Source organism: Dyella humi (genome assembly GCF_044904605.1).
In the GTDB taxonomy this organism is placed as follows: domain Bacteria; phylum Pseudomonadota; class Gammaproteobacteria; order Xanthomonadales; family Rhodanobacteraceae; genus Dyella_B; species Dyella_B humi.
In genome coordinates this window covers 1,088,153-1,113,633 of sequence record NZ_JADIKI010000023.1, presented here as the reverse complement: position 1 = coordinate 1,113,633, position 25,481 = coordinate 1,088,153, and the positions used below count along the sequence as shown (strand labels likewise).

The window sequence follows — 25,481 nt, the reverse complement described above, 5'->3', positions numbered from 1 at the left end:
TTTCGACTTGAAGGCCAATTATGCTTCGGCAGATCGTCAAAGATTACCAACTGATCGACCCCGTCGATTCCAAACTTCTGCCTGGCGGCGAATCGGCGGCACCCAAAGAATTGATCTTCCACATCATGCAGGACAACGCGGCCAACGTCGAAGTCCTCGATATCGGCTTCGGCAAGGGTGGCCTGGGTGAGCTGATCAAAAGTCATCCGGCCATCAAGCACTGGTCAGTCGACGGCGTGGACGGCTTCGAGGGTGCCTTCAACAATCCCTCGCTGTTCGAGCGAAAAATCTATCGCAATGCTTGGCATGGTTTGGCGCAAGGCATTCCGTCCGACCGGTTTGCCAAATACAACATCATCTGCCTGCTGGACGTCATCGAGCATCTGACGGCAGAGACCGCGAAGTGGCTGTTGCGAACGCTGCTCACCAGCATGGGCAACGACTCGTTCCTTTTCATCAGCACGCCGCTCTGGTTCTATCCGCAGGACAGCCAGCAAGGTGGCGATCTGGAAGAACACCTGATCGGTGTGCCGGCGACGTCGATGATGGCGCTGGTGCCGATGATGTATGCCGTGAACCCGCCATTGATCGGCGGATTCGTGCTCAGCAAGCGCAGTCTGGATTTCATCGAGTTCTTCCAGCCGACCACGGACAAGAGTTTTTCGTATCACCGTGGAACGATGCTGGCGAGTGCGATCAATTTTCAGAACGTACCTGGGAAATTGTTCAAGCTGTCGTGATTTACGGGGCTGTTTGGTTGGTTTCTACGCCGCGATCGGTTCCACACATTCCGCCGCTTGTTCCCCTACAGCAACCAGTTCTTAAAGCACGGCATCACAATGTCCTTGCCCAGACCTGCCCCATCAGGTCATGCCCGAAGCTGTGATGCGCTTCTTCTGATACCAGCGAAAAGCCTGCAGCTTCGTAGATGCGGCGGGCGGAAGCAAGAATATCGTTGGTCCACAGCAACATCCGCGTGTAGCCGGCGGTTTTTGCAAAGCCGATGCACTCGTCGACCAGTCGCTTGCCGATGCCAAGTCCGCGCGCCTTCGGGTCAACGAGTAGGCAGCGAAGCTGCGCCGCCGTGGGATCGTCCGCATTGCGCACCACGAAAACGCAGCCGACGCGCTCGCCATCCACTTCGGCCATCCACATGCGTTCCATGGCGGGATCGTGATGGGTGACGAATTGCGCGAATAGGCCTGCTACGAGGGCTTCGAATTCCGCATTCCAGCCGAACTCATCGGCATAGAGCTGCCCATGGCGTTCGATAGCCCAGCCGATATCGCCGATACGATGCCCGCGAATAATGACCTCGCCATGGCCATTGGCCGGCGACAGCAGTCGCTGCACTTCCTGCATCGACATCAGCAAACGATGCCGGCCCGGTTCCGACAGGCGGGAGAGATGGGTTGCAGTGAGTTTGTGCGAGGCGCGGTCCAGATTGCGGAATGCCTTGCGGCCTTCGCTGGTGAGCGAAAGCATCCATTGCCGACCGTCTTCCGGCGAGGCCTGCCGCGTTATGAGTCCCTGCGATATGAAGTTCTGAATGATGCGACTGAGATAGCCGGCATCAAGCCCCAGCAATTCGCCGATCTCGCTTGCCGTAACGGTTTTGCGGGTGCCGAGTTCGAACAGCACGCGCGCCTGGGTGAGGGTGAAAGCGCTGGCGAGCAGACCTTCATCGAGCACGCCGATCTGGCGCGTGTAGAAGCGATTGAAGTTGCGGACAGCCTCGGCTTGCTGGGCGAGCGATTCGGAGATGGGCATGGGATATACCTCGCGACCGGATGCTGGAACGATACGCCCACATAGTTGACTGAGTCAACTATGTGGGCGACGGCCTTCGGAGGAGAGCGTTATGCCAACACCACTTTTGGTGCAGTCGAACTCAGGTGACTTCGGTGCCCAAACGCATATTGATGCCCAGTGCCGTAGCCAGTTCACGCAGCGGCTCGTTGTCACGGGTCAGCGTCATCCAGCCGGCGTAGCTGCCGTCGTCAGTTTCCCAGGCCCATAAGGTGTAACCGTATGGAGTTAGGCTGTCGTAGGCCGTAGCGAACAGTGACGGCACATCGACATCGGTATGGAAGTCGTCATCGTCAGGGTCGCCATCCCATTCCACCGACAGATTCCAGCGCGAGGTCAGCTCATCGATCGCCTGCACCAAAGTCCGTGTGTCATCGGCGTCGACATGGAAACCCGAGCGCCAGTCGATCACCTGACTGATCACCCGAATCGGCTCATCTTCATCAGCATGGCCAGCTGCATCGCGGTAAACCGCGAACTGCTGCAATGCCGTCTCCTCATCGCCTGGATTGATCAACAGCAGTAGCTGCCAGACACGTGCCTCTACCGAGTCGTCGCCATGCTCATCTTCGTCGAAGGAGTGCTCGGCATCGAAATCGTCGTCGGATGGGCTCATGGTTGTACAACGAAAAGGTAGGTAAACATGGTTGCGCGATCGGAGGTGATTGGTTGCCAAGCACAGTTTAGCGCGTAGGCTGAGCGGTAATGCCAGCTATCGTCCAGGAGATGTGTTGCTGGGATTGTATCCAGCCTACGAAGCGATCAATTCGGCGCCCGCATAGTGAGTGGTGGTTCGGGGTAACGCACCAACCCGAAAATCAACCGAATGACACAGGGCGCATCAGTCCTGCAGATTTCTTGAAAGGAATGGAAACACCTTCGTAACCAGACGCTCCTGTACTTGCTGGCGGTGGTCTCCCATATAAGTGTCGAGCAGGTGGGGGACGTGCGCATCACTGAGGGCTTTGGAAAATGCGGCCGTTGAAGGCGGGATATGCGCGAACTCGTCATTGAAGCCGTAGTCGATGGCCAGAGCGCGCAACTTGCACAGGTTGTCGCGAAATCTACTCACTTGCTGCAGCGGGAACTGGTTGCGGAACTCGGTGTAAGCAGGCTCGCTCGGCAGCAGTTCCTGTCCCACTTGCTGTAGCGGGATATTCACATGCAACGGCGCTGCAGGATTGGGATCGATTGCGGACAATAGTCCCAGCGCCGCAACTGGATAGAACTCACCGTTGTTGATGGCCGCGTCCGCATCTTTGTAGGTCTTGAACCGAAGCACTCCATTCCAGGAAGCGCTGTTGCCATAGCCGATATCCTCCACGGCGTCCAAACAACAGGGACTCATGGCGTAGACCACTGAAAATACATCCGGCCGATGCATGGCCATACGTATGGCCCCGAAGCCGCCCATGGAAAGGCCAGCGACTGCGCGGCTCTTCGCCGTGGCTAGCGTTCGGAAATCACGATCAACGCGGGCAACGATCTCCTCGGCGATGAAATCTTCCCAGTGGCCAGTGACTGGGGAATTGGCGTAGAAGCTGCCCATGAAGCGATTCTTCGCATTGGGCATGACGACGATCATTTCCTCGATTGCATGGCTGGCAATCAGCTTATCCAGCATGGCGGGAACGTTGAAATGGTGGATCCAGACGTCGTTCGTGTCGCCGATGCCATGCAGCAGAAAAACTACGGGGTAGCGTTTGGTAGATGTTTCGTATGAGGGCGGGAGATAGACGGCAAACGTCTGATCGACGGGATCACCGACGAGATTTCCGGCCAAGGCCGCGGAATGAATTGAAACCTGTTTGATGGTGCCAGCTGGTTGGCCCCAAGCTGGCATGGTTAAGAACATCAGCAGGAAGATCAGCCGTTTCATACTCTAACCTTGTCAGGCATGGAGTGCGCTGGGTGTGATTGCCTTCACGCGAAACAAATGCAGCTGCGAGTGTTCACGAGTCTAGTTTACGGACGGCAAGCTGCGCGAGTGCCATCTCACATGTAGATACTGGGATGCCAATCCCAGCTTATGCCGGATGGCGATGCTGGGATTGCATCCAGCCTATGTATGGCCGTCATTCCAGCGGATGCAGGAAGCCATTTGCTCTGGTGTAAAAAGCGAAGATGGATCGAGCAGTTTTGCTGTTATAAAGCGCGTAGGCTGGGATGGCAGTCCCAGCAATACGCTAGTTCGAAAACTGGGGTCACAAAACTGGAGTCAAAGACCTTCGTCAAGGCCAGAACGATGATCATGCCTGCTGTAGCGCTTCCCGTGCCAGCCTAAAACAAGTGTTTATCGGCAAAACGTGGTCCGTCGCCAACCTTGTCAGCGATGATCGTTCGTACGCCGGGAACCTCCGTCAACGCCTGCTGCACCTGTCCCGCGTGCGCCGCGATGCATAACACATGGACGTTCGGTCCGGCATCGATCGTGGCGCAGGCGTTCAGGCCATCGGCACGCAGGCAGCGCACCGCATCGAGCACGGCGACTGTCCCCGGTTGCCAGTAGAACATCGGGGGTCGTGCCGACATCGCGATCAGATGGAGATCAATAGCCTCTTCTTCGACGGCTTGTGCGAAATGCGTAAAGTCGTGTGCGAGCAGCGCGTCGCGTACACGCCTCGTGCGATCGGGCAAAACTTCCAATCGGCGTGTGTAATACGGGCTGCTGGGGGCGCGTCGGTGCCCCTCCAGCGAACTGACGGCTTTATGTGCCGGGTCGATCACGGCGACGAGATCGCACAAAGGCCAGTGATCGGGCGGCGCGAACTGGCGCGCCGCGCTTTCTGGATCTCTGGGGTCGCTCGGCCACTCGACGAAACCACCCAACACCGAGCGTGCCGCCGACCCCGAGCCAGACAGGCGCGCGAAGCGCGACAGTTCAGCAGGGTTGGCAGACCAGCCAAGAGCTGCACAGGTCGCCACCGTCAATGCTCCAAACCCCGATGCCGACGACGCAATCCCCGCACCGGTGGGAAAATTGTTGGTTGTAGCAACACGTAAGGCCCCCGATTTGTGGGTGTGCCTTCGCAGCCGTTCGATATGTCTTAGAACCCCATCCCGAAACATCGGCGCTGCCGGTTCAAGGTCGCCGGCATCGTTCAACCACTCCACTTGGTCATCGCTTGTTGGGTCGTCCTGTGGCGCAACGGTGCAGTGCGATACGCAATGCCGCAAAGTCATCGAAATCGATGGATTGGCGGGGAGCACACGCTCGGCGTTCTGCATTCCCCAGTACTTGATAAGCGCGATGTTCGCGCCGGCCACGGCAGTGATCTTCTTCATGCCGACTCCAGGGAGTGTCCCAAAGTGGCGAGTAGTGCCGCGATACTGTCTACGCACTCGACTTCACGAATCGCATGCTGAGCGCTGAGCAGCACGACACTCCGTGGTTTGAAGCAGGGCTCATAGCGACGCATCACATTAACAAGGCGATCTGCTCCAACTATGTGTGCGTCGAACATCCCGAACAGACGATTGCGCTGCAAACGCCGATAGTTCGCCGGCAAGCATGATGCTACTTCTTCGAATCTGACATTGATGATCGATGCCATTGCCATGATCTATTCTCATGTCGACTAACGCACAGCCAAGAAGTGTCACGGACCTAACTCAGTGCAATGACGTTGATGTTCGAGGAGAAGAGAATCGCTTGTTTTGTGGAAAAAAATTTTCCAGTGGCGCTGCGTGATCTCACGATAACGCTAGACCTATGATGTGATCGCACAAGTGATGTGCGTCCCAATTCACCTTCAAGGCGGCGCGATATCAGGACCCGTAGGTGGGATAAGTCAACCTGATACCGTTATTGTACTGTGCCCTAAACAGATACAAAGAAGTGCGCCAGGTTACTTCAGTGACATAAAGGCGCCGGCACTGAAGTTTCACATCTCATTACATGCGTCGGCGTACAAAGCTGCGTTGGGTATCCAGTTAATGCCGATTGCCCGGGGCTTACCAAACGAGTGACTCCTTGGTGCTCTTAATGCCGTCAGCATCAATAGATGCATTCGCGTGGTGTGTGCTGGATAGCAATGACTGTCGTCGTCAGAAATAAACAATACCAAAGACGACGTGTCACCTGTGTATCGACGCTACATGCGAAATCTTCGAGACTGCAATGGGAATTTACAGATATCTCCATGCCAATAGAGGCGCAAGCGGATGGTGTAGCCTTGCCGGATTTTGCGGCACGACGCGTAGCGCGCTTCTACATGGAGCGTTATCAAAAAACCTGGGGAGGCACCTTCATCTTTAAGGGCAGGAAGCCTGGGAAGATGGACGTTCTACTTCAAAGTAACGACTACCTCGCCATTGCCGGCCACCCGGCAATGGCGGAGGCCATCGTGTCAGCCTGTCGAATGAGCAGTGGCGCTCCGATGATGTCCAGCCTTTTTTTGCAGGACTCCGATCCTCTGCACGCCATGGAAGGAGTGCTAGCCAAGTTTCTCGGTTACGAAGAAGGGGTCCTGACCCAATCGGGTTTTGCTGCCAATGTGGGTCTACTCCAGTCGGTCATAGAACCCGATACACCCGTCTATATCGACATGCTTGCCCATGCCTCACTATGGGAGGGCATGCGAAGCGCGGGCGCCAAGGGCATCCATTTTCCGCACAACGACTTTGATAGGCTTCACAAACTGATTCTTCGGCATGGCATTGGTGTGATCCTGGTCGATTCAGTCTATTCCACAAATGGGTCGACATGCGATTTGGGGCTATGTGCAGCGATAGCCCATGACAGTGGCTGCATGCTCATCGTCGACGAATCGCACTCTCTTGGCACACACGGTGCTCATGGCGAAGGGATGGTGGCAAGTTTAGGTCTGCAGAATCGCGTTCATTTCGTTACTGCAAGCCTCGCCAAAGCGTACGCATGTCGCGCGGGTTTTATTGCCTGCCCTGCCTCGCTGAACCTTTACATCAGCATGAATTCCAATCCCGCGATATTCAGCTCATCGCTGATGCCGCTCGATGTCGCCGCCATCCAGGCGGCACATCGACTGATAACGACTGAGCATTGGCGCCGTGAGCGTTTGTGGCGCATCACCCGCCACATTCGTTCTGAACTTGACGCGTTGGGTTATCCCGTAAGGATTGGATCGGAACAGATCGTCGCATTTGAAGTCGGCACAGAGCCAGAGGTCATGCATATGCGCGATGAATTGGAGCGTGCGGGTATATTCGGCTCTATCTTTTGTCCACCCGCTACCGGCAAAAAGCGATCGCTGATTCGTTTCAGTTTGAATGCTGGCCTCAGCGACTCTCAGGTCGAGCGCTTTCTTGATGTATGTAAAGCTAAGCGGGACGAATTTTCTCCTACAAAGTGGAGCGCTAACCGATATTTGAGCGTGGGCGAGGATGCCGTTTCCAACCAACACGAGGCATAGAGCTGGCCGAGGGCTCGCGCACAAATGGCGCGTGCGGGTCACGTTAGGCGCTTTCGTTAAGCATTTGTTTCCGCGCGTATGGTCAGCAACGCGTCGATGGTGCAGCCGACGCACATCTCAGTTCACGCGAGAAAACTCCTTTTATTCAGGGCGCTAAAATTTTCTTTAAAGTTCCGAGGTGTCTCATAAGAGATGCGTGCGACCTGTGTCGGTTGCCTGTTCTATCCGGCGAAGAAAGCAGTAGTGCGAACTCCGCGACCTTCTTTCCTGGGGGTCAGAGTGGTGCCGGGAGTAATCCAATCTGATCCCTTTCCACGGGATCACCGCCAAGAGACACCTGGCATCAATTATTAACACCACACAGGGCCACAATAAATGGCATGGTCGAGATTATGGTGATGAGGTCCAGCGTGATGCGGAAGCGCAAATTGCACCTTGCGGGCTGCAATACTCCGAGCGTCCACTGGAAGACTCAAGATCATTGTCGCCGTTATCACCGCTAACACTAGAGCTAAACCTACCCGAGCGGACAGACGAGTCGCGGTTATGCCTTTTCGAAGTGATGGCTGGGCGAGTTGCCCTGCTTCATCAGTGTGATCATTGGTGATGCTTGGATGCGGTTTGCTTACGGTACTCATAGGTCAACTCCTCGTGATTCAATGTCGGGCCAAGCGGTCATGTCTGCGCCCATTCGGCGCAAGCGACGATCGGGCTGTTTTGACGTGTTTTCGCCGGCGTATCTAGAGGCTGGATTCGCCAGCGGTGTCATTTTGGCTGCTGTCCTCGCCATCGGTGGCAGCGGCCGTGCCGGCTTGGTTCGATCCAACAACACTGCTGTCCACGCCGCTATTTTCAAATCCTAGGGCCACTGTGCCCGTGGCGGTGGTCCACTTTGCCCCTTCCCAGTTTTCATTGCTGTCTTCGCTGGTGAGTGTCACCGTTCCGTTGTCACCCAATCCCTCAGCGACCGTGCGCACGCCACCGGGCAGTGGTGGGATCAAGGTCACGGTATTACTTGTCGGTATCCAGAACCCTGCGCTGCTGTCCCCACTGGTAGTCTGGTATTCAAAGACCACATTCCCAGGGGCATTGATAAAGTCCGCGCCGTTGCGCGCATTACCGGATACGGTGAGAAGATTGGGCGTGCTGGTGGGGCTGGGCCAATACGCGGTCTGCGGATGATCCGGAGCCGGGAAATGACAAGTGCCCACCGCCTGAAGCGCGTCATTGAGCGCGGCCACCGTGCAGTGAGTGGCCCCAGTCGGCAGCGGCAACGTAGTCGCTGTATACGCGTAACCCAGAAGGCCTGCGGTGTATTGCGCGAGCTTGCCCTGTACCAGGCCAGTACTGGTTGGACAATTCAGTGCAACGCTCGGATGGCCCGCACCCGATGGCCCCTCGTTAGTGCCGTTGACATCCACCGCGGAGCAATTGTCGCCATAGCTCGACACGATAATCGGGGTGCCGGTCATAGCCGGCCACAGCACAGCGGTCGCGACGCCCGAACCGGAAGCACTCTCGCCCACCACGTCTCCGCTCAAGTTGTAGCCGGTCGCGCCGGTGGCGACATCGGGGGCGAGATTGAGTCCGGACAAGATGGGCAAGGGAGCGAGTTTTACCGGCGCACTAGTGGGTGTGTTCCAAATCACCCCAAACGAGCGATTGTTCGCATCCGTACAGCTACCCACGATGGTCCCCTGATCGGCCAGCGCGTCGGCGTTACAGTCTTGTCCTGTAGCCAACGGCTGTAGCAGGGTGGGCGTCGTGCCACGGGTGGCGGCATACCATGCAACCGATGGATTGGTAGCGTTGGCCGGGATGCAGCTCCCCACCACGGCATTGCTGTCGTTGATGTCATCAGCCGAGCATTGTTTTTCTCCACTCGGATCGGGATACGCCGTCTCTTGTGCCTGGGCTGGTATGACATGTTCCATGCTGAATAATCCGGCGAGGAGTATCAGCGGTAAGAGAGCATGTGTCTGACGCAGATTCGTTGCCATATTGATTGTCTCCTTCAAAAAAGATCATCACGAAAGAGCCATCCGCTTCCCCGCCCCATCTGGAAGCAGGGAATAGGGCGCGCTGACCATCTATAGACCGACGCGGTCATGGCGCAATCGACGCTCGTCTCAGTTTGCCGGGAAAAGTCTTTCCGATTCAGTGCGCCCAACTTTTCTTCGAACTCGCGAGATGTCTCATCCGTGCGCTTTGATAGGGTCAAAAAAAGTGCGGTGCGATGGCTCGTCAAATAACGGGTCCAGGTTGCTTCATGCATAGGCGTGGTTACACCAATAAACCGAATACGAAAATTCGACAGATAGCCAACACCGCCGGAGGTATAGACGTCCGGACGTTGGCGCGACGCGGGGCGGCGCCAGCAGAATCATCACCCGCGTGTCGGCGAGATGTAGACAAGGCGGTGTTGGGGTTCAACAAGATGGTGACCGGACAACGGAGATGCTCATGCTGGAGCGTGGGACACCGTGTGTGCATGGCTATCTTCCGCGACTTCAAGCTGCGGCGCGCGCGCGCGAGGGGAGTGCATCCATCGCGCCGATGGCGGCGAACACTCGTGATGCTTCACGACGGCGACGATGCTGGAGCATAGAAGAGCTGCAGTACCTGGATACGTGGGTGGGCATTCGATCGGTCGGCGAGATGTGTCGACGATTGCAGCGCAGCGAACGTGCACTGCGTTGCCAGCTGCATCGCCGCGGTCTGAGCGCGAAGGTGTGTGAAGGCTGGGGTCTTGGGCAGCTGCGTACGGATATGCACATGCAGACACGCACAGTACTGCGTTGCGCTGTGCAGGGCATTTTGCGTGTGCATAGCGCACAGGTTTGCACGAAGCATCTGCGTGCGGCCGGCGGTCCTCGCTGCCTTCCGCCATGGATCGCGCGTGCGATTCCTCTCGGCGAGGCTGCACGCATGCTGAGATGTCCACGAACGCTAGTCCTTGTGGCGGCGCTGACCGGGCGATGTCGATTGGTCAACGTGCGCATCACTGAGGCGTCGGTGCTTCGATTTAGCGCTAGCCCCACTTTCAACGCGATCCGTGCGCGACTCAGCCCAGCCATGCGACGTTGGTTGAGCGCATCGCGAAAGCCAACCCTCAACTGAACGTTATATTTGTAAACTTGGGTTGAGTGGGAGCATCTATAGCTCGTAGGTTGGGATGGCAATCCCAGCAACACCACAGTTCAGCTGCAAACCGAAGATCGTTGCTTCTCCGTCATCGTCCGACATGCTCCCATAGGAATGGGTGATAGCTGGGATTGGCATCCCAGCCTACGAAGGGCGCATCGGTACACCGATCAATTTGGCAACCACGCATCCCGCCAAGCCACCAGCTTCTCGCCCTCCAGCATCCAATCCTTCAGCACCGCATCGCGCAGCGCATCGCCTGTTTTCGCTGTTGCATCCAGATCATCCAGGTGCATGCGGATCGCGCTCATCCATTCCTTGTAGCGATTCTTTACGCGCGTGGCGGGTAGATCGTTGCGGTAGCAGACGATGTCGGTGCAGATGACCGGGAAGCCGCAGGCGCCGTATTCGAGCAGGCGCAGGTTGCTCTTGCATTCGTTGAATGCGTTTTCTTCGAGCGGCGCCAGGGCAAGGTCCAGGTTCAGCGAAGCGAGTTTGCGCGGGTATTCTTCGATCGGTACGCCGGTGTGGAATTCGTGCACGTAGGGGCGCAGCTTGTCGGGACACATGCCGAAGAACACCCATTCCACTTCGTCCGCGAGGTCGCGCACGACGTCGGCGATCAGTTCCAGGTCGCCGCGGTGACTGGAGCCGCCGCCCCAGCCGACGCGCGGCTTGCGGCCTACGCGGCGTTGGGATTCAAGCTTGCTCCACCAATCCACCGGCAGGTGATTGAGCACCACACGGATGTCGGAGTGAAAGCCTTTGAATTCCTCGGCCAGCGTATCGGTGGAAACTACGAAGCGGTCCACCGTGGACAGGGCGCGGCGCAGGGATTTGACGATGTCCTTGGGCATGATGCCGTGGAACATGCTCTTTACTGGAATCTGCTGGATCAGGTCGTCCAGTTCGAACACTTTGAAGGCGTTGGAGAAGTCGCGATAGCTTTCCAGCAGCTTGATCTGATGTTCGTTGATCTGCCGCTGCATGATCAGTGAGCTTGGCTGAAAGCGCTCCATCGCTACGGGTGTCAGGTGCACGCCGGCGATGACGCCTTCGACCATGCCCTCGCGCTGCATGGAGGCGAACGGCTGGCGAATACGGTAATGGCCGCAGCCGTGTTCGTCGGCAGCTACACAGAACATGCGCGGCAACAGCGGACTGGCGAACGGCTGCCATGCTTTGCCGCGCAGTGCATCCAATTCGAAGCCGGTACCGTCGATGCTGAGGTTGGTGCTGTAGGCCGGATCGCGCGCGAGCAGCTTCAGCCACTTGCGATACATCGCGTTCTGCTCGCCCTGAAAGCGCTTCTGCTTTGCGTCCTGTGCGGTCTTATCGACCTTGGTCTGGCTGACGCTGCCCACATGCATCAGCCGTGCGTACGGCGTCCACACGGTGAGGTACCCGGCCTGTTGTACTTTCAGGCACAGGTCGACGTCGTTGTATGAGACCTTGAAATCTTGCTCGTCCAGGCCGCTGACTTCTTCATACACCGATTTGCGGATCATCAGGCACGCGGCAGTCACCGCAGTGTAGTTCTGGTCTACGCGCAGACGATGCATGTAGCCGTCCGCTTCCATTGGCTGGCCGATAAACGGGTGATCGGCAGGGCCGCGAAGGCCAAGCACCACGCCGCCGTGCTGGATGCGGCCGTCCGGAAAGTGCAGCTTGGCGCCGACGATGCCCACTTCCGGGCGCTGCGCATGGTTGAGCAGCGCTTCGATCCAGTCGGCATGCAGCACGGCCGTGTCGTTGTTGAGCAGGATCAAGTATTCGCCACGCGCCTGCATGGCGGCGAAGTTATTGATGGCCGAGTAGTTGAACGGATGTGGATAGCGCAGCACGCGCAGCTGCTGACTGTTGAGGCGTTCGATGCCGTCGAGGTAGGCGCACGCCGCTGGTTCCTCGGTGTTGTTATCGACGATCAGCAGTTCGTAATTGAGGTAGCTGGTCTTGGACAGCAGACTGTCGATGAGGCCGTTGAGCAGTGGCAGCTGATCCTTGGTGGGTACGATGATGGACACCAGTGGCTGCCGCGCATGCTGGTAGACCACTCGGTTGAAACCCGGCAGCGCGCCGAGCTCCATGCGATGCGCTACGCGGATGCGGTTGAGGTGGTTCGATACGATCTCGGCGCTGTGCGCTTTCACCGTTTCCGTGGTCAGCCAATGGCTGTACGGCAGCGCGGCGCGATGCATTACTTCGGCGATATGGCCGATGGCTTGCAGCCCGTCCGTTTCGATCAGACGGAATAGCAGATCGTGCGGCGCCATGTCGCCGTAGTGCGCCTGCAGGCCGCCCAATTCCACGCAGCGCTGGCGCTTGAAGGCCAGTGCGCGGCCGGCATACGGATAGCTGCGCAACATGTCCAGATTGAAATCCGGCTTGAAAATAGGTTGCTCAAACACGCCCTTGTTGTGTGCATCTTCATCGAAATAGACGGCGCGCAGATAAGGATGCGACACCACGCGTTCGGCCAACAGCAGCAAGGCGGCCGGATGCAGCAGGTCGCCGGCATAGAGCAGTTGCACCCAATCAGCATCGCTGGCGGCGATTTCGCCGTTGAGCTGATCCATCGCGTCATCGCCACCGCTGATGATGCTGAGGTGATAGTGCGGATAATGCTGCGCTTCCAGGCTCGCCTGCGTGGCCTGCATCGCCTCCACGTCGTTGGCCTGGTCGATCACGATGACCTGCATACGCGGTGCGCCGTATTGCTCGATGCGGCGCATGGCCTGTGCGACGGCCGTTTCGCTGAGCTGCAACTGCGCCTGCCAGTGCTTATAGAGATCCGAAGGCGGCGGCGGAATCAGCCATTCCGGAATGATCTTTAGATGGCGGTCGGTGCGGTTCCAGCAATCGCCCTCGTGAATTTCGCGCGCGAACGCCTCGTTGATGTTGCGGCCGTGACCGATCCATTCTGCGGAGGCGTCGATCAGCAAGCGCTTGCACAGCCAGGTGACGCGTTCGGCCGGCGCTGCTAGTCCAAGCAAGGATTCCAGGCCGGCTTCGTAGGCGATCTGCCACAAGCCGACGTATACCGGAATCTGCTTCTCAACCGGTTGCCGGGCGCGCCATTCCCCGCCATGAAACGCGAGGCTTTCGCCATCTGCTTCCAGGTAGACGTGTGCGGGCAGAGCGTCGAGCCATTCGCCGGGAATCTTATCGTCATCGCCGGCCTGCGCGTGGATCAGCGCGCCCCACTTGCGCAGCAGAGTCACCAAAAGATCGGCGCGCTGTTCGTGGATGGCCTTGCGAATCAGCACCAGTAGCGAACGTCCCGGTGCGAGCGGATAAGGTTCGCGCACGGGATCGAAGGCCGAGCCGGTCCATGTCGTGTCCGGCAGCAGCGCGCGCGGCACCACCTGCACGCTGCTGTTCTCCAATACGTATTCGGTGACCGTGTTACCGGCGGGAACGCGATTGTCGGCAAAGCTTTGGGCCAAAACGCCGGCGCGCAAGGGTGAAGACGTTTCGCTGCGACGCGCGACCAGCAGCAATCCCGGTGCATGGTCGGCCAGTGTGCCGGCTTCGAAATGCATCTCCCACTGCGACGCTTCCTTACCAGCTTCGCGCAGCAAGGGACGTTGCGCGATCAGGTCGTCCAGGCGCAATGCGGGCGCGGTTTGCGCCGCTCGCATGGAAATGAGCACTTCCGGCAGCAACGCATCGGGGAAGGCAAGTTGTACGTCGATCTCGGCGAGGCCCGCTGCGCGTAACGCTGCTTCAATTTTCGCGCGCGAGGGAATGTCACGCTGATCCGGCGATGCCAGGCGATTGGGCATCGCCAGCATCAGGACGCCGTTTGGCTTGAGCGCGCCGGCGGCGATCGTGATTGCTTCACGCAGACCATCGCCGCGCGACCAGGCTTCGGCGTAATCGTCCGCGACCGTTAGCGCCACCACGTCGTAGGCAGGCTGCAAGGCCAGTTCGCGCAAGCTGGCCTGAAACACGCGTGTCTGCGGATAATCGCGCAAGCGCGCCGCGGCGACGCGTGCCCAATGTGGCGCGAATTCGATTGCATCCACTTCGCAGCCGCGCTCGGCCCAGGCACGCGTCAAAACGCCGCCGCCACAACCGATCTCGAGCACGCGGGTACCAGCGGCAAAGCTGTCGAACGCCTGCAGCAGATTGGCGCGCCGGAGGGAGAGGTGCAGGGCGCTGGTGCGGCTGTGGATTTCTTTCGCCAGCACGGGCGAGAACACGCTCGTGTCGGTCGCATCCCGTACCAGCTCGTGCAGCTGCGTGGCGATGACATGGATCGCCTTGTGCGGGGCGCGATCGCGCAGCGGCGAATGCCATACGCCTTCGCCGTTCTGCACGAAAGCTTCCAGTGGCCACGTGGGCGGCAACACACCGAGCTGCGCCACCACACGCAGTGCGGTGTCATCGTGCACTGTGTTGAGAATTTTTTCGTGCTCCAGGAATTCGTTCCAGTCGCGAGCACCGCCGCCGTCGGCGAAGCCGCGCTCGAACTTGCGGCGGCATTCTTCTTCCGACTTGCTCCAGTAATGATTGATACGCAGCTTGTTCACCGACACCTTGGCGGTGAACGGGCCGTCGATCGGCTGCCCGTTCTCATCCACCGCGCGCGCGTTGTCGGTGTAGAGCATGAAATGCGCGTTCTTGCAGGCCATCACCTTGGATGGCTGCACGATGCTTTTTATATGTGCGTTCTCCGAACGGTAGCTGCCGTCCGGCAGGCGCAGGTGCGCATACGGCACGCCGCTTTCGAGTTCGCCGCGGCGCAGGTAATTCTCCAGTACGCCGCCCGTGGGTTTGTGCGTGTGACCGGCGGAGCCGAACATCACCCAGTTCACGCCGACGCCGGGATGGTCTGCGTACTCGGCCAGCACGTCCGGCAAAAGTGTGGCGTTGGGCGAGAACAGGAATTCGTCCACGTCGATGAACGCGATCCAGTCGGCCTCGTTGCCGTGCGTCTTCAAGCAGTGCTCGTACGCCTGCAACTGCGCCGGGTGGCGCGGCCATTCGTGCAGCACCACCGCGCCCGAGGCGATATGCACCTGCAGCGCGTCGAGGTAACGATCCGAGCTGTTGTTGTTGTAGAGATAGAAGCGCTCCACGCCCATGAGCTGATGGAACTCGACCCATTCACGCAGATACGCGGCCTCGTCCTTGAACACGGCGCAAATCGCAAGCACGCAACGCATGTGGCTTCCTCGTCTGATCGAAGTGGCACGGGTGCGGAGGTGTCGGAAAACCGACACTTCCGGCGGGTCCGTGCCGGGTATGCGAGGGTGGGAGCAATGTTGGTGCCAAAGGGGAGGGCGTATTTCCCTGTCGGCGAAGAGGCGTACTAATCAGCGATGGAGAATCTTGCCTCGTCGTCATTCCGGCGAAGGCCGGAATGACGACGAGGTACTAGTGGACGCCATCGGAAAGTTGGATGCCTGTCTTTACAACAGCGAGACGCAACTCGGCAGCGCCGACAAAACCTTTAGCGCGCCACATCACACTTTCCACGCCCATCTCCTTGGCCCCACAGCAAAAAAATTCTCAAGTAATCCCCGCCAGCGCCGAAAAAGTCCCTGAGGCGGTCGGCACAGCAGTGACCGGACCCCGCCGGCTTAAGTACCACCTATCCGGTTTCAGGAGACATCCAATGTCACTCGTTCTAAACACCAACATCGCCTCGTTGCAGGCCCAGAACAATCTGAGCCGCTCTTCGAGCGCGCTGGGCACCGCCACCCAGGACCTGTCCTCGGGTCTGAAGATCAACAGCGCTGCCGACAATGCTGCCGGCTACGCCATCGCCTCCCGCTTCCAGACGCAGATCGGCGGCCTGGGCCAGGCAAGCACGAACGCCAGCGACGCTATCAACCTGGCGCAAACCGCGGGCTCCGCGCTGAGCCAGATCACCTCCAATCTGCAGTCCATCCGTGACCTGTCCGTGCAGGCCGCTAACGGCACCTATCAGTCTTCCGACCGCGCTGCGATCAACACCTCGGTGCAGCAGTACCTGTCGGAAATCACCCGCATCGCCAACCAGACCACCTTCAACGGCACCAATGTGTTGAATGGATCGGTCGGCCAGTTGTCGTTCCAGATCGGCGCGAACGTTGGCCAGGCGATCAACGTGCAGCTCGGCCAGGGCGCTACCACGTCCCAGGTGGGCCAGATCTCGGAAGTGTCCACCGCCAACGTCAGCGGTGCGTTCGTCAATGCCAGCGGCGCGTCGGGCCAGTCGATCAGCCTGAGCGGCCTGAGCATTGAAGGCTCGGATGGCAAAGTAGTCAGCCTCAGCGGCGCCAGCGCCAGCAATGCGCAGGGCCTGGCCGATGCGATCAATGCGGCCGGTATCGCGGGCGTCAGCGCGGCAGTGAATGCCAGTGGCGGTATCAACCTGTACTCCACGGGTGAACTGGCCGTTACCGGCGCAGCACTTACTGGTGCGGCGGGCACGGCGTTCAATCTCACCTCGGGCGCGGTTGCGTTCGGCGCCAGCGGTGCTGGCTCCACGGCCAGCGGTTTTGCGGCCACGGGTGCGGCTTATACCGACGGCTCAGTGATCACGGCCTCCGGTTCGCTGACAGGCGGCGATGTTTTGACGGTGGACGATGCCAACAACCTGATCTCCCGCGTCGATGCGGCGCTGACTCAGGTGAGCACGTTCCAGAGCACGTTGGGCGCGGTGCAGAACCGCTTCCAGTCGACCATCTCCACCTTGAGTGCACAGCAGACCAACCTGACGGCTTCGCAAAGTTCGATTCAGGACACCGACTTCGCAGCCACTACCGCGCAGTTGAGCAAGTCGCAGGTGTTGCAACAGGCGGGTATCTCGGTGCTGGCCACCGCCAATGCCCAGCCGCAGCAGATCCTCAAGCTGTTGGGTTAATCGGTACGACCGGCCATGGCGAAATCGCCATGGCCGGGATTTTGCTTGAAGAGGTTCCGGCGGCCCGCGGGCCGTCGGAAAACCTACGCGAGCGGCGAGCAAAGCTTTCACTCATGAATTGATAGAGCGTGAGTTTTGCCGGCGGCTCGATGGCGCCAGGAACCTTCAACGAGGCCCTTCATGAGCAGCATTTCCAGCGTGAGCAGTACCTCGAGCGCGCTTTCCAGCGCGATCAGCGGCAGCTCCACCTCCACCACCGGCAGCAGTGGCAGCTCCAACATCAGCGGTACCGGCCTGCTCAGTTCGCTGGGCCTGGGCACAGGGCTGGACGTCAACTCGATCATCACGGCGCTGGTCAATGCACAAGAGGCCGGTCCACAGGCGCAGATCACCAACCAGTCCAATCTGGACAACAACAAGATCGCTGGCCTGACCGCATTGCAGACTTCGTTGACCGGTTTGCAGTCCGCACTGAACGAGCTGACCTCCAGCAACACCTACAGCATCTTCAACGCCACGCTGTCCAATACCTCCGTGGGCACGACGAGCACACTGCCGGACGCTTCGCCGGGTACCTATAACCTCGACGTGACGCAGCTGGCGACCGCGCAGAAAAGTGTGAGCGCGGCGCAACCCAGCGCGTCCACGATCGGTACCGGCACGCTCAACATCACCGTGGGCAGCAAGACTATAAATGTATCGGTCGGCGCGACCGATACGCTTTCGGCCATCGCCAGCAATATCAACAGCGCCAGCGGCAACCCGGGCGTCACCGCCACCATTGTGTCCGGCGTTAACGGCAACCAGCTGGTGCTCACCTCTACCAGCACCGGCACGGCCAACGCCTTCAGTGTGAGTGCCAGCAGCGGCAGCAGCAGCGGCGTCAGCTCGCTGGCTAGCGCGCTCAACACGCCAAGCACCACGGCAACCGATGCAAAGCTGACGATCGACGGCATTGCCGTCACCAGCGCCAGCAACAGTGTGAGTGGCGCGTTGACCGGTGTGACGGTGAACCTCGCGGCCACCGGCAGCTCGCAGCTCACCATCGCGCAGAGCACCACACCGATCAGCACAGCGGTGAACGACTTCGTTACCGCGTACAACACCTATGCGAGCACGGTCAATCAGCTCGACAGTTACGACAGCACCACCAAGGTCGCCGGCGTGCTGCTGGGCGATGCCACGCTGTCGTCGGTGCAGAGCCAGATCTCCAGCGTGCTCAGCAGCAAGGTCTCCGGCAGCAGCCTCGGCAGTCTGGCCAGCCTCGGCATCACGCGTAATTCCGATGGCACGCTGGCACTAAATTCGACCACGCTGGCCAATACGCTGGCCAGCAATCCATCGTCGGTGCAGCAGCTTTTCACGGGCACCAATGGTATCGGCACGCGGCTCAGCTCCCTGGTCACCAACTTCAACAGCAGCAGCGGCGTGCTGCAATCGCGCGTCAACAGCCTCAACAACGATCTGACCACGCTTTCGAGCCAGCAGACGGCGTTGAATGCGCGCATGGCGGTGTATCAGCAGCAGCTGGTCAAGCAGTATTCGAGCCTGAGCACCCTGATGACCTCGCTCAACAACACCAGCTCCTACCTCACCCAAGCGATGAATGCGCTAACCGGCACCAGCAGTAGCAGCAAGGGTTGATCATGAGTTACATGTCGCGAAATGCAAGCTCACTCTACGCACAGACGCGTGCACAAGGCAGCGTCGAAGGGGCCGACCGCCATCAGCTGCTCGCGATGTTGCTGGATGGCTTGGTCGATCGCATCAACCAGGCGCGCGGCCATATTCTGCACAAAGACATTCCGGCCAAGGGCCAGGCTTTCGGCAAGGCCATCGGCATTCTCGTGGCCCTGCGCGAGAGTCTCGATCACAACGTGGAACCCACGTTGACCGGCCGCCTCGACGCCTTATACGACTACATCACCCGGCGCCTGCTGCATGCGCAGCTCAATGACGATCTGCGCGCGCTGGATGAATGCGAGCGCCTGGTTGCACCGATCCGCGAAGCCTGGCACACGATTCGCGAGCCCTATCTAGCGGAACAAGCGCAGGCGAAGGCGACCGTAGCAACGCCATGAACGAGGCGACGCAAAACGAACTGCAGCGCGCACTGGCGCTCACCGTCGAGATGATCGACGCGGCCGCGCGCGACAATTGGACGCTGGTGACCGAGCTTGACGCGCAGCGCCAGGTTCATCTGCAGCAGATTCAACACGACACGCTCGCCGCGCAGCACCGCGAAGCGTTACAGACCTTGCAGGTTCACAACCGCGCGCTGCTGGAGCGCGCCGAACAGGTGCGCGAGACGGTGGAGCAGCAGCTCAGCCAGCACCAATACAATCATCGGGCGTTGCGGACGTACATTACGTCGGCGGGTTAATGCGGTCCATTCATGACCGGGAAGCGTGGAGATCCCGCTTCAAAAGCGAAAAAGCTGGGCTATGGCACGCGTTGTGAATACTTATTGCCAATAGCCGGCACGCCGTCATAAAGCCGGCACGAGGGAGGGGAAATTCATGCAACCCATGCAAACTGACGAAAAATGGCAGGCGTTTTCCGAGCGCGTGACCTATCAAGGCCAACCGCACGTCGGTGTGGAGGCGTTCGAGCCGGAGCCGGACATGCTCGCGCGCCTCAACGAGCGCAACCTGCATGTATTGCGCTCGCTCGCCTCGCTGGATGAGCGCCGGGCCGACAGCGCCAATGACGAAGACAGTCCGTTGATGCAGGAGCTGCAGCGTATGGACAGCAAGATCAACGTGCTGCTGGACATCGTCGACCGCCTGCTGCTGCCGGCTACGTTATTGCCACCGCGCCGGTCGATAAGTTTCAACGCGGTAGGCCTGATAGTGCCGGAAAGCGCGCTTCCGGCTGCCGGACACCTGCTTGTGCGCCTGCATTTCGATGCCTGCCGCGCCCTGCCGTTGGAGCTGCCAGCGCTATGTGGGCAGCCTCTAAACGATGCCAACGCTTTCGTTTACTTTTATGAATTGAGCGAGGCGGTCGAGGATGGGTTGGAACGTTTCGTTTTTTGTCACCACAGACGCAAAGTGGCCGAAGCACGTCTGACAGGAATGGCGGAAAGCGTGCCAGGGGGAAAGCACAGAGTGTGATGCGTATCACGCCATGAAGCATCCAAAGCCGCCGAAATTCCGCCAACCATGCATCGGAAGCGGGGCGACCACAGACTGAACCGGCTGCGTGCCGAGTCGCTGAAATCGATCTAAACCCTTGATGTAAACGGTTTCTTTGGCGGCTCACGAATGTGAAGCCGTCGATGCGCGGTGCGCGAATTCCGTCACGCAACTTACGAGAAGTACCGCACAGGCCAATTTGCTGCGAAATTTTTGGCGTTCTTCTTGCTGGACTGCTGCACATGTCGCGACGGATCGCTGACACATAGGGGGAACACGACATTCGGGACGGGAATCGTCGTTGTTCGTCAGCAGTCGCAGCAATGCAGCAGGACTCGTGCTCATGCCAAATAGCAATGTACTTATCATTGAATCCAACGGAACACGCGCCGACATCGTTGTCTCGGCGATGCAATTTATGGGCTTCTTTCCGCGGCGCTGGGATGCGTCGTTACCGGCTGATGCGATCACGCATGACTGGAAAGCGGTTTACATCGGCGGGATCGAAGACCAAGAACTTTGCGAACAATTGCTGGCCTCGCTCGACGTGCCGGCGGACCAACTGCTGGTGCTGGTCGGCTCCGACTCGCCGCAGCTGGAGCGTCTAACGAAAGTCGGTTCGCCGTACGCGGCGCAGATCGAAGTGCTGGATTTTCCGCTGCGCTACGAGCGCCTGGCTGAAGCTGTACGCCGCGCACCTACGTTGCGCACCACAAGCAGTACGGCACCGCTACGCCTGGTCGGCAACTCCTCGGCGATGGGCCGCGTCAATGCACTGATCCGCCAGGTGTCGCCGTTCGATTCCAGCGTGCTGGTGCTGGGCGAATCCGGCACCGGCAAGGAAATGGTGGCGCGCGCCATCCACGATTGCTCGCCGCGCCGCGACAAGCCATTCGTAGCGATCAACTGTGGCGCGATTCCGGCGGAACTGCTGGAAAGCGAACTGTTCGGCCATGAGAAGGGCGCGTTCACCGGCGCCATCAGCACGCGCAAGGGCCGTTTCGAAATGGCCGAGGGCGGCACATTGTTCCTCGACGAAATCGGCGACATGAGCCTGCCGATGCAGGTGAAGCTGTTGCGTGTGCTACAGGAGCGCATGTACGAGCGCGTCGGCAGCAACCGCACCCAGCGCTGCGATGTGCGCATCATTGCCGCCACGCACCGCAACCTTGAAGTGGCCACGGCCGAAGGCCGTTTCCGTGAAGACCTTTATTACCGGCTCAGCGTGTTCCCGCTGGAGATGCCGTCGCTGCGCGATCACCTGGACGACATGCCGGAACTGATTGCCGAATTCAACCAGCGCTTGCAGCGCCGCGGCTTGAACAGCGTGCGCTTCAGCGGCAGCGCCATGCAGTCACTGCGTCAGCACAGCTGGCCGGGCAATGTGCGCGAGCTGTCCAACCTGGTCGAGCGCCTCGCCATCCTCTATCCGAACAGCGAAGTGCGCGCCAACGATCTGCCGGAAAAATATCGCGGCGTGCAGCCGATCGACGAAACCGGCGGCGGCGTGGTGCGCGCCATGCTCGACGGCCAGAGCAAGGCCGCGCCGGCGAACAACCGTCATCTGGATGCCGAAGTGCTGTTGCCGGAAGGCGGCGTAGATCTGAAGGATCACCTGGCCGACATCGAAGTGGGACTGATTCGCCAGGCGCTCGATATCACCGACGGCGTCGTGGCGCATGCGGCAAAGCTGTTGCACATGCAACGCACCACGCTGGTGGAAAAGTTGCGCAAGTACGGTCTGCAGTCGGCCTGCCGCAGCAACGATACGTCGCCAGAGAGTGGCACAGCCGTTGCATGAAGCACCTTGTAACCGCTCAAGCGTTGGAAAACCGACATGAGTCAGATTGACGTCAACAGTGTGCTTTCGCAGATGCGCGCGCTTGGTGCGCAAGCTTCCGGTGCGATGCCGAGCGCTTCGCTGCCTGCTTCATCCAACGGACCGAGCGTGGATTTCAGCACGCTGTTCAAGCAAAGCATCGGCTCGGTGGCTGCGCAGCAGAACGAAGCCGAGAAGCAGGTCAGCGCGTTTGAGCGCGGCGATCCCGGCGCCGACATCGTCAAGACGTCGATCGCGGGACAGAAGGCCGATCTCGCGTTTCGTGGTCTGGTGGAAGTGCGCAACAAGCTGGTCGATGCGTACACCACCATTATGAATATGCCGGTTTAACCGTAGCGCCGTCATCCCCGCGAAAGCGGGGATCCATTGCATCAACTATGCGTTCGAAGGACGCCACATCGATTTCGAGTGCTTTCGCTCAGGCTGATTGAAAATGGATTCCCGCTTTCGCGGGAATGACGGCAAAAAAGAACTCACTGATTCGCTCCCATGGCCGACAACATCCCAGCAACCGCCAACGCACGCCAGGACCAGCTCAAGATCCTCCTGCGCAATCCGACCACTCGCCTGCTGATGCTGCTGGTGAGCGTGGCCATGGCGGTGGCGCTGGGCGTGGGCATCGTGCTGTGGTCGCGCGGACCGAATTACGCCTTGTTGTATGCGGGACTGGATCCGAAGGATGCCGCCGCAGTCACGCAAGCCCTGCAAACCAGCAACACGCCATTTCGTCTCGGGGCTGATGGCGCATCCATTTCGGTGCCGGCCGACGTACTGGCCGACACGCGCCTCAAACTCGCCAGCCAGGGCCTGCCGCAAGGCAGTACCGCCGGCGCGACGATGCCGCAGAGCGATTCTCCGTTCGGCATGAGCGATCTGGCCGAAAGCACGCATTACCGCGAAATGCTGGAAACAGATCTGGGCAACACCATCGCCGGTTTGCAATTCGTGCGCGCGGCGCGCGTGCATCTGGCGCTGCCGAAACCTTCCGCCTTCATTCGCGACAATCATGCGGCCAGCGCGTCGGTGTTGTTGACCTTGTATCCCGGTCGCCAGCTCGACGGCAGCCAGGTGCAGGCGATTGTGCACCTGGTGTCCTCCAGCGTGCCGGATCTGGATCCTTCGCAAGTTTCCATCGTGGATCAGCAGGGCAGCTTGCTCACCGTTTCTGATCCTGACAGCCCGGGTGCGGTGGGCGATGCGCACATGCGACTGGTCACGCGCATGGAGAACAGCTACACGCAGCGCATCGAAACCCTGCTCACGCCGCTGGTCGGCGCGGGGCGCGTGCGTGCGCAAGTGGATGTATCGCTCGATTTCAGCCAGACCGAAAAAGCCAGCGAGAGCTACGACGGCGACAAGCCCGTGCTGCGCAGCGAACAGACCAGCAGCGAACAGAAAAATGATGGCGCCGCCGGCGAGATTGCCGGTGCGCTCAGCAACCAGCCGCCGAACATCGTGGCGCAACCGACTGCCGCCAAGCCCAATGCGGGCACGCCAGCGGCGGCCAATGCAGCGGCCAGCAACACGGCCAAGGCGACGCCCACCGATACGTCGTCCACCGCCACGCGCAATTACGAAGTCGGTCGCACCATCAGTCACGTTAACAATCCCGCCGGCAAGCTGACGCGACTGACGGTGGCGGTGGTGGTGGACAACAAGCCCGCGACGGACGGCAAAGGCAAGAGCATTCCGCTCACCGAGCAGGAATTGCAGCATCTCACCGATCTCACCAAGAACGTGGTCGGTTACGACCAGCAGCGTGGCGACAACGTCACCGTGATCAACGAGGCGTTTTCTTCTGATTCGCCGGTCGACGTCACGCCCGTTGCGCAACCATTCTGGCTGCGTCCAGGCATGCTGGATCTGATCAAGCAGGGCGCGGGCATTCTCATCGCGCTACTGATTGCCTTCGGCCTGTTGCGCCCCTTGCTCAAGGGCTTGCTGCGCGGGCCCGAACCGATGCCAGTGCTGGCAGGTCCAGTGCCGACTGTGTCCGTGCGCATCGCAGACGATGGTCGCGGCGATCGTGATGATCCGGTGCGCATCACTTCGCCACAAATCCAGAACATGGCATACGAACAGAAGATCGGTCTCGCACGCAAGCTGGTGCAGGAGAATTCCAAGCAGGTCGCGCAAGTGGTGATGAATTGGGTGGGTGAGGATGGCAGCTGAGCACAACAACGCGCTCAACGGCGCGCAGCGCGCTGCGATCCTGTTGCTGACCCTGGGCGAGCAAGATGCCGCCGAGGTGCTCAAGCATCTGAGCGCGCGCGACGTGCAGGCGGTGGGCACCGCCATGGCCACGCTCAGCAACATTTCGCGCGACCAGGTCGAGCACGTGCTCGGCTGCTTGAACGACGATATCGGCCGCCAAACCGCACTCGGCGTGGGCACCGAGGAATACATCCGCAAGGTGCTGGTGAGCGCGCTGGGCGAAACCAAGGCCGGCAGCCTGATCGATCGCATCTTGCTGGGCCGCTCCACCAAGGGCCTGGAATCGCTCAAGTGGATGGAAAGCCGCGCGATCGCCGAGATGATCGGCATGGAGCACCCGCAGATCATCGCGCTGGTGCTCGCGCATCTGGAACCGGATCAGGCCGCCGAAGTGATCGGTTATCTGCCGCAGCGCGTACGCAGCGACGCGGTGATGCGCATTGCCAATCTCGACGGCGTGCAGCCGCAGGCACTGAACGAACTGGACGAGATCATGGAACGCCAGTTCTCCGGCACATCGACCAAGCTCAAATCCGCCACCGTGGGTGGATTGAAGGCGGCCGCCGACATCCTCAACGCGATGGAGTCCACGCGCGAAGCCGAACTGATGAATGCGATTCGCACGCATGACGCCGGACTCGGCACCAAGATCGAAGAACTGATGTTCGTGTTCGACGATCTGGCCGACATCGACGATCGCAGCATGCAAACCCTGTTGCGCGAAGTACCGTCCGCGCGCCTGATCGTTGCGCTGAAAGGCTCCGAACCCGTCGTGCGCGAAAAAATCTTCGCCAACATGTCCAAACGCGCCGCCGACATGCTGCGCGACGATCTGGAAGTAAAGGGCCCGGTCAAGCTCAGCGATGTCGACGCTGCGCAGAAGGAAGTGCTGCAGCTCGCGCGCAAGCTGGCGGATGCGGGGCAGATCAGTCTTTCGGCCAGTGGGGATGAGTTTGTGTGATGCGGATCATGGCTACTCATCGCCGCGAATTCACTCCCTCTCCCCTTCGGGGAGAGGGTTGGGGTGAGGGGGCAACCTTGCCCAATGTGTTTTATTGCCTTGCCGTCATTCCCGCGAAAGCGGGAACCCA

The 25,481-nt window shown here is 59.6% G+C and carries 18 protein-coding genes; 11 read left to right on the top strand and 7 right to left on the bottom strand.

The features are described from left to right. The first annotated feature begins 20 nt into the window (after positions 1-20). On the top strand, positions 21-740 hold the full coding sequence (locus tag ISP18_RS16250; RefSeq protein WP_380014296.1) for a class I SAM-dependent methyltransferase: 720 nt from the start codon (positions 21-23) through the stop codon (positions 738-740). Positions 741-834: 94 nt separating this feature from the next. On the opposite strand, the gene ISP18_RS16245 is transcribed toward ISP18_RS16250, so the two are convergent. The 5 genes from ISP18_RS16245 to ISP18_RS16225 form a co-directional block, all read right to left on the bottom strand. Beyond that, a complete protein-coding gene (locus ISP18_RS16245) occupies positions 835-1,770 on the bottom strand; it encodes a bifunctional helix-turn-helix transcriptional regulator/GNAT family N-acetyltransferase (RefSeq protein WP_380014293.1) in 936 nt (311 codons plus the stop codon). Positions 1,771-1,891: 121 nt separating this feature from the next. Next, positions 1,892-2,425 carry a DUF6630 family protein gene (locus ISP18_RS16240; protein ID WP_380014290.1) on the bottom strand — a complete coding sequence of 178 codons (534 nt, stop codon included), beginning with the start codon at positions 2,423-2,425 and terminating at the stop codon, positions 1,892-1,894. Positions 2,426-2,650: 225 nt separating this feature from the next. After that, complete coding sequence (locus tag ISP18_RS16235) at positions 2,651-3,688, bottom strand: alpha/beta hydrolase (protein ID WP_380014287.1); 1,038 nt, start codon at positions 3,686-3,688, stop codon at positions 2,651-2,653. A 401-nt stretch (positions 3,689-4,089) separates the two neighbouring features. After that, positions 4,090-5,094, bottom strand: a complete 1,005-nt coding sequence (gene mvaD / locus ISP18_RS16230; protein ID WP_380014284.1) for a diphosphomevalonate decarboxylase — start codon at positions 5,092-5,094, stop codon at positions 4,090-4,092. Further along, the gene (locus ISP18_RS16225) at positions 5,091-5,369 is read right to left on the bottom strand and encodes a hypothetical protein (RefSeq protein ID WP_380014281.1); all 279 of its coding nucleotides are present in this window, start codon (positions 5,367-5,369) and stop codon (positions 5,091-5,093) included. The genes mvaD and ISP18_RS16225 overlap by 4 nt, the downstream gene beginning before the upstream one ends. 474 nt (positions 5,370-5,843) lie before the next feature. On the opposite strand from ISP18_RS16225, the gene cqsA reads away from it, so the two are divergent. Further along, entirely contained in the window at positions 5,844-7,199 is a 1,356-nt protein-coding gene (gene cqsA, locus ISP18_RS16220; protein ID WP_380014278.1) for an alpha-hydroxyketone-type quorum-sensing autoinducer synthase, read from the top strand. Positions 7,200-7,939: 740 nt separating this feature from the next. Here the strand turns inward: cqsA and ISP18_RS16215 are convergent. Then, positions 7,940-9,133, bottom strand: coding sequence for a hypothetical protein (locus ISP18_RS16215; protein ID WP_380014275.1), 1,194 nt, complete (start codon positions 9,131-9,133; stop codon positions 7,940-7,942). 1,380 nt (positions 9,134-10,513) lie between these two features. Beyond that, positions 10,514-15,514, bottom strand: coding sequence for a glycosyltransferase family 92 protein (locus tag ISP18_RS16210; protein ID WP_380014272.1), 5,001 nt, complete (start codon positions 15,512-15,514; stop codon positions 10,514-10,516). Between the two features lie 452 nt (positions 15,515-15,966). On the opposite strand from ISP18_RS16210, the gene ISP18_RS16205 reads away from it, so the two are divergent. From ISP18_RS16205 to fliG, 9 genes are all read left to right on the top strand, one after another. Next, positions 15,967-17,199: a flagellin N-terminal helical domain-containing protein gene (locus ISP18_RS16205; protein ID WP_380014269.1), complete on the top strand. Its 1,233-nt coding sequence runs from the start codon at positions 15,967-15,969 to the stop codon at positions 17,197-17,199. Positions 17,200-17,379: 180 nt separating this feature from the next. After that, the gene (fliD, locus tag ISP18_RS16200; RefSeq protein WP_380014266.1) at positions 17,380-18,843 is read left to right on the top strand and encodes a flagellar filament capping protein FliD; all 1,464 of its coding nucleotides are present in this window, start codon (positions 17,380-17,382) and stop codon (positions 18,841-18,843) included. 2 nt (positions 18,844-18,845) lie between these two features. Next, positions 18,846-19,280 carry a flagellar export chaperone FliS gene (gene fliS, locus ISP18_RS16195; protein WP_380014263.1) on the top strand — a complete coding sequence of 145 codons (435 nt, stop codon included), beginning with the start codon at positions 18,846-18,848 and terminating at the stop codon, positions 19,278-19,280. Then, a complete protein-coding gene (fliT, locus tag ISP18_RS16190) occupies positions 19,277-19,582 on the top strand; it encodes a flagellar protein FliT (RefSeq protein WP_380014260.1) in 306 nt (101 codons plus the stop codon). Before fliS ends, fliT begins: the two co-directional genes overlap by 4 nt. Positions 19,583-19,718: 136 nt before the next feature. After that, complete coding sequence (locus tag ISP18_RS16185; RefSeq protein ID WP_380014257.1) at positions 19,719-20,315, top strand: PilZ domain-containing protein; 597 nt, start codon at positions 19,719-19,721, stop codon at positions 20,313-20,315. A 364-nt stretch (positions 20,316-20,679) separates the two neighbouring features. Further along, positions 20,680-22,137, top strand: coding sequence for a sigma-54 dependent transcriptional regulator (locus ISP18_RS16180; RefSeq protein WP_380014254.1), 1,458 nt, complete (start codon positions 20,680-20,682; stop codon positions 22,135-22,137). 36 nt (positions 22,138-22,173) lie between these two features. After that, positions 22,174-22,506 carry a flagellar hook-basal body complex protein FliE gene (fliE, locus tag ISP18_RS16175; RefSeq protein ID WP_380014251.1) on the top strand — a complete coding sequence of 111 codons (333 nt, stop codon included), beginning with the start codon at positions 22,174-22,176 and terminating at the stop codon, positions 22,504-22,506. Between the two features lie 159 nt (positions 22,507-22,665). Then, positions 22,666-24,348 (top strand): flagellar basal-body MS-ring/collar protein FliF, encoded by a 1,683-nt coding sequence (gene fliF, locus ISP18_RS16170; protein ID WP_380014248.1) that lies wholly within the window; start codon positions 22,666-22,668, stop codon positions 24,346-24,348. Then, on the top strand, positions 24,338-25,351 hold the full coding sequence (fliG, locus tag ISP18_RS16165) for a flagellar motor switch protein FliG (RefSeq protein WP_380014245.1): 1,014 nt from the start codon (positions 24,338-24,340) through the stop codon (positions 25,349-25,351). Before fliF ends, fliG begins: the two co-directional genes overlap by 11 nt. Positions 25,352-25,481 lie beyond the last annotated feature (130 nt).

Bases quoted from the DNA above. Each gene is read 5' to 3' on its own strand.
- ISP18_RS16250 (WP_380014296.1), top strand. From the start codon at position 21: ATGCTTCGGCAGATCGTCAAAGATTACCAACTGATCGACCCCGTCGAT.
- ISP18_RS16245 (WP_380014293.1), bottom strand. From the start codon at position 1,770: ATGCCCATCTCCGAATCGCTCGCCCAGCAAGCCGAGGCTGTCCGCAAC.
- ISP18_RS16240 (WP_380014290.1), bottom strand. From the start codon at position 2,425: ATGAGCCCATCCGACGACGATTTCGATGCCGAGCACTCCTTCGACGAA.
- ISP18_RS16235 (WP_380014287.1), bottom strand. From the start codon at position 3,688: ATGAAACGGCTGATCTTCCTGCTGATGTTCTTAACCATGCCAGCTTGG.
- mvaD (WP_380014284.1), bottom strand. From the start codon at position 5,094: ATGAAGAAGATCACTGCCGTGGCCGGCGCGAACATCGCGCTTATCAAG.
- ISP18_RS16225 (WP_380014281.1), bottom strand. From the start codon at position 5,369: ATGGCAATGGCATCGATCATCAATGTCAGATTCGAAGAAGTAGCATCA.
- cqsA (WP_380014278.1), top strand. From the start codon at position 5,844: ATGACTGTCGTCGTCAGAAATAAACAATACCAAAGACGACGTGTCACC.
- ISP18_RS16215 (WP_380014275.1), bottom strand. From the start codon at position 9,133: ATGGAACATGTCATACCAGCCCAGGCACAAGAGACGGCGTATCCCGAT.
- ISP18_RS16210 (WP_380014272.1), bottom strand. From the start codon at position 15,514: ATGCGTTGCGTGCTTGCGATTTGCGCCGTGTTCAAGGACGAGGCCGCG.
- ISP18_RS16205 (WP_380014269.1), top strand. From the start codon at position 15,967: ATGTCACTCGTTCTAAACACCAACATCGCCTCGTTGCAGGCCCAGAAC.
- fliD (WP_380014266.1), top strand. From the start codon at position 17,380: ATGAGCAGCATTTCCAGCGTGAGCAGTACCTCGAGCGCGCTTTCCAGC.
- fliS (WP_380014263.1), top strand. From the start codon at position 18,846: ATGAGTTACATGTCGCGAAATGCAAGCTCACTCTACGCACAGACGCGT.
- fliT (WP_380014260.1), top strand. From the start codon at position 19,277: ATGAACGAGGCGACGCAAAACGAACTGCAGCGCGCACTGGCGCTCACC.
- ISP18_RS16185 (WP_380014257.1), top strand. From the start codon at position 19,719: ATGCAACCCATGCAAACTGACGAAAAATGGCAGGCGTTTTCCGAGCGC.
- ISP18_RS16180 (WP_380014254.1), top strand. From the start codon at position 20,680: ATGCCAAATAGCAATGTACTTATCATTGAATCCAACGGAACACGCGCC.
- fliE (WP_380014251.1), top strand. From the start codon at position 22,174: ATGAGTCAGATTGACGTCAACAGTGTGCTTTCGCAGATGCGCGCGCTT.
- fliF (WP_380014248.1), top strand. From the start codon at position 22,666: ATGGCCGACAACATCCCAGCAACCGCCAACGCACGCCAGGACCAGCTC.
- fliG (WP_380014245.1), top strand. From the start codon at position 24,338: ATGGCAGCTGAGCACAACAACGCGCTCAACGGCGCGCAGCGCGCTGCG.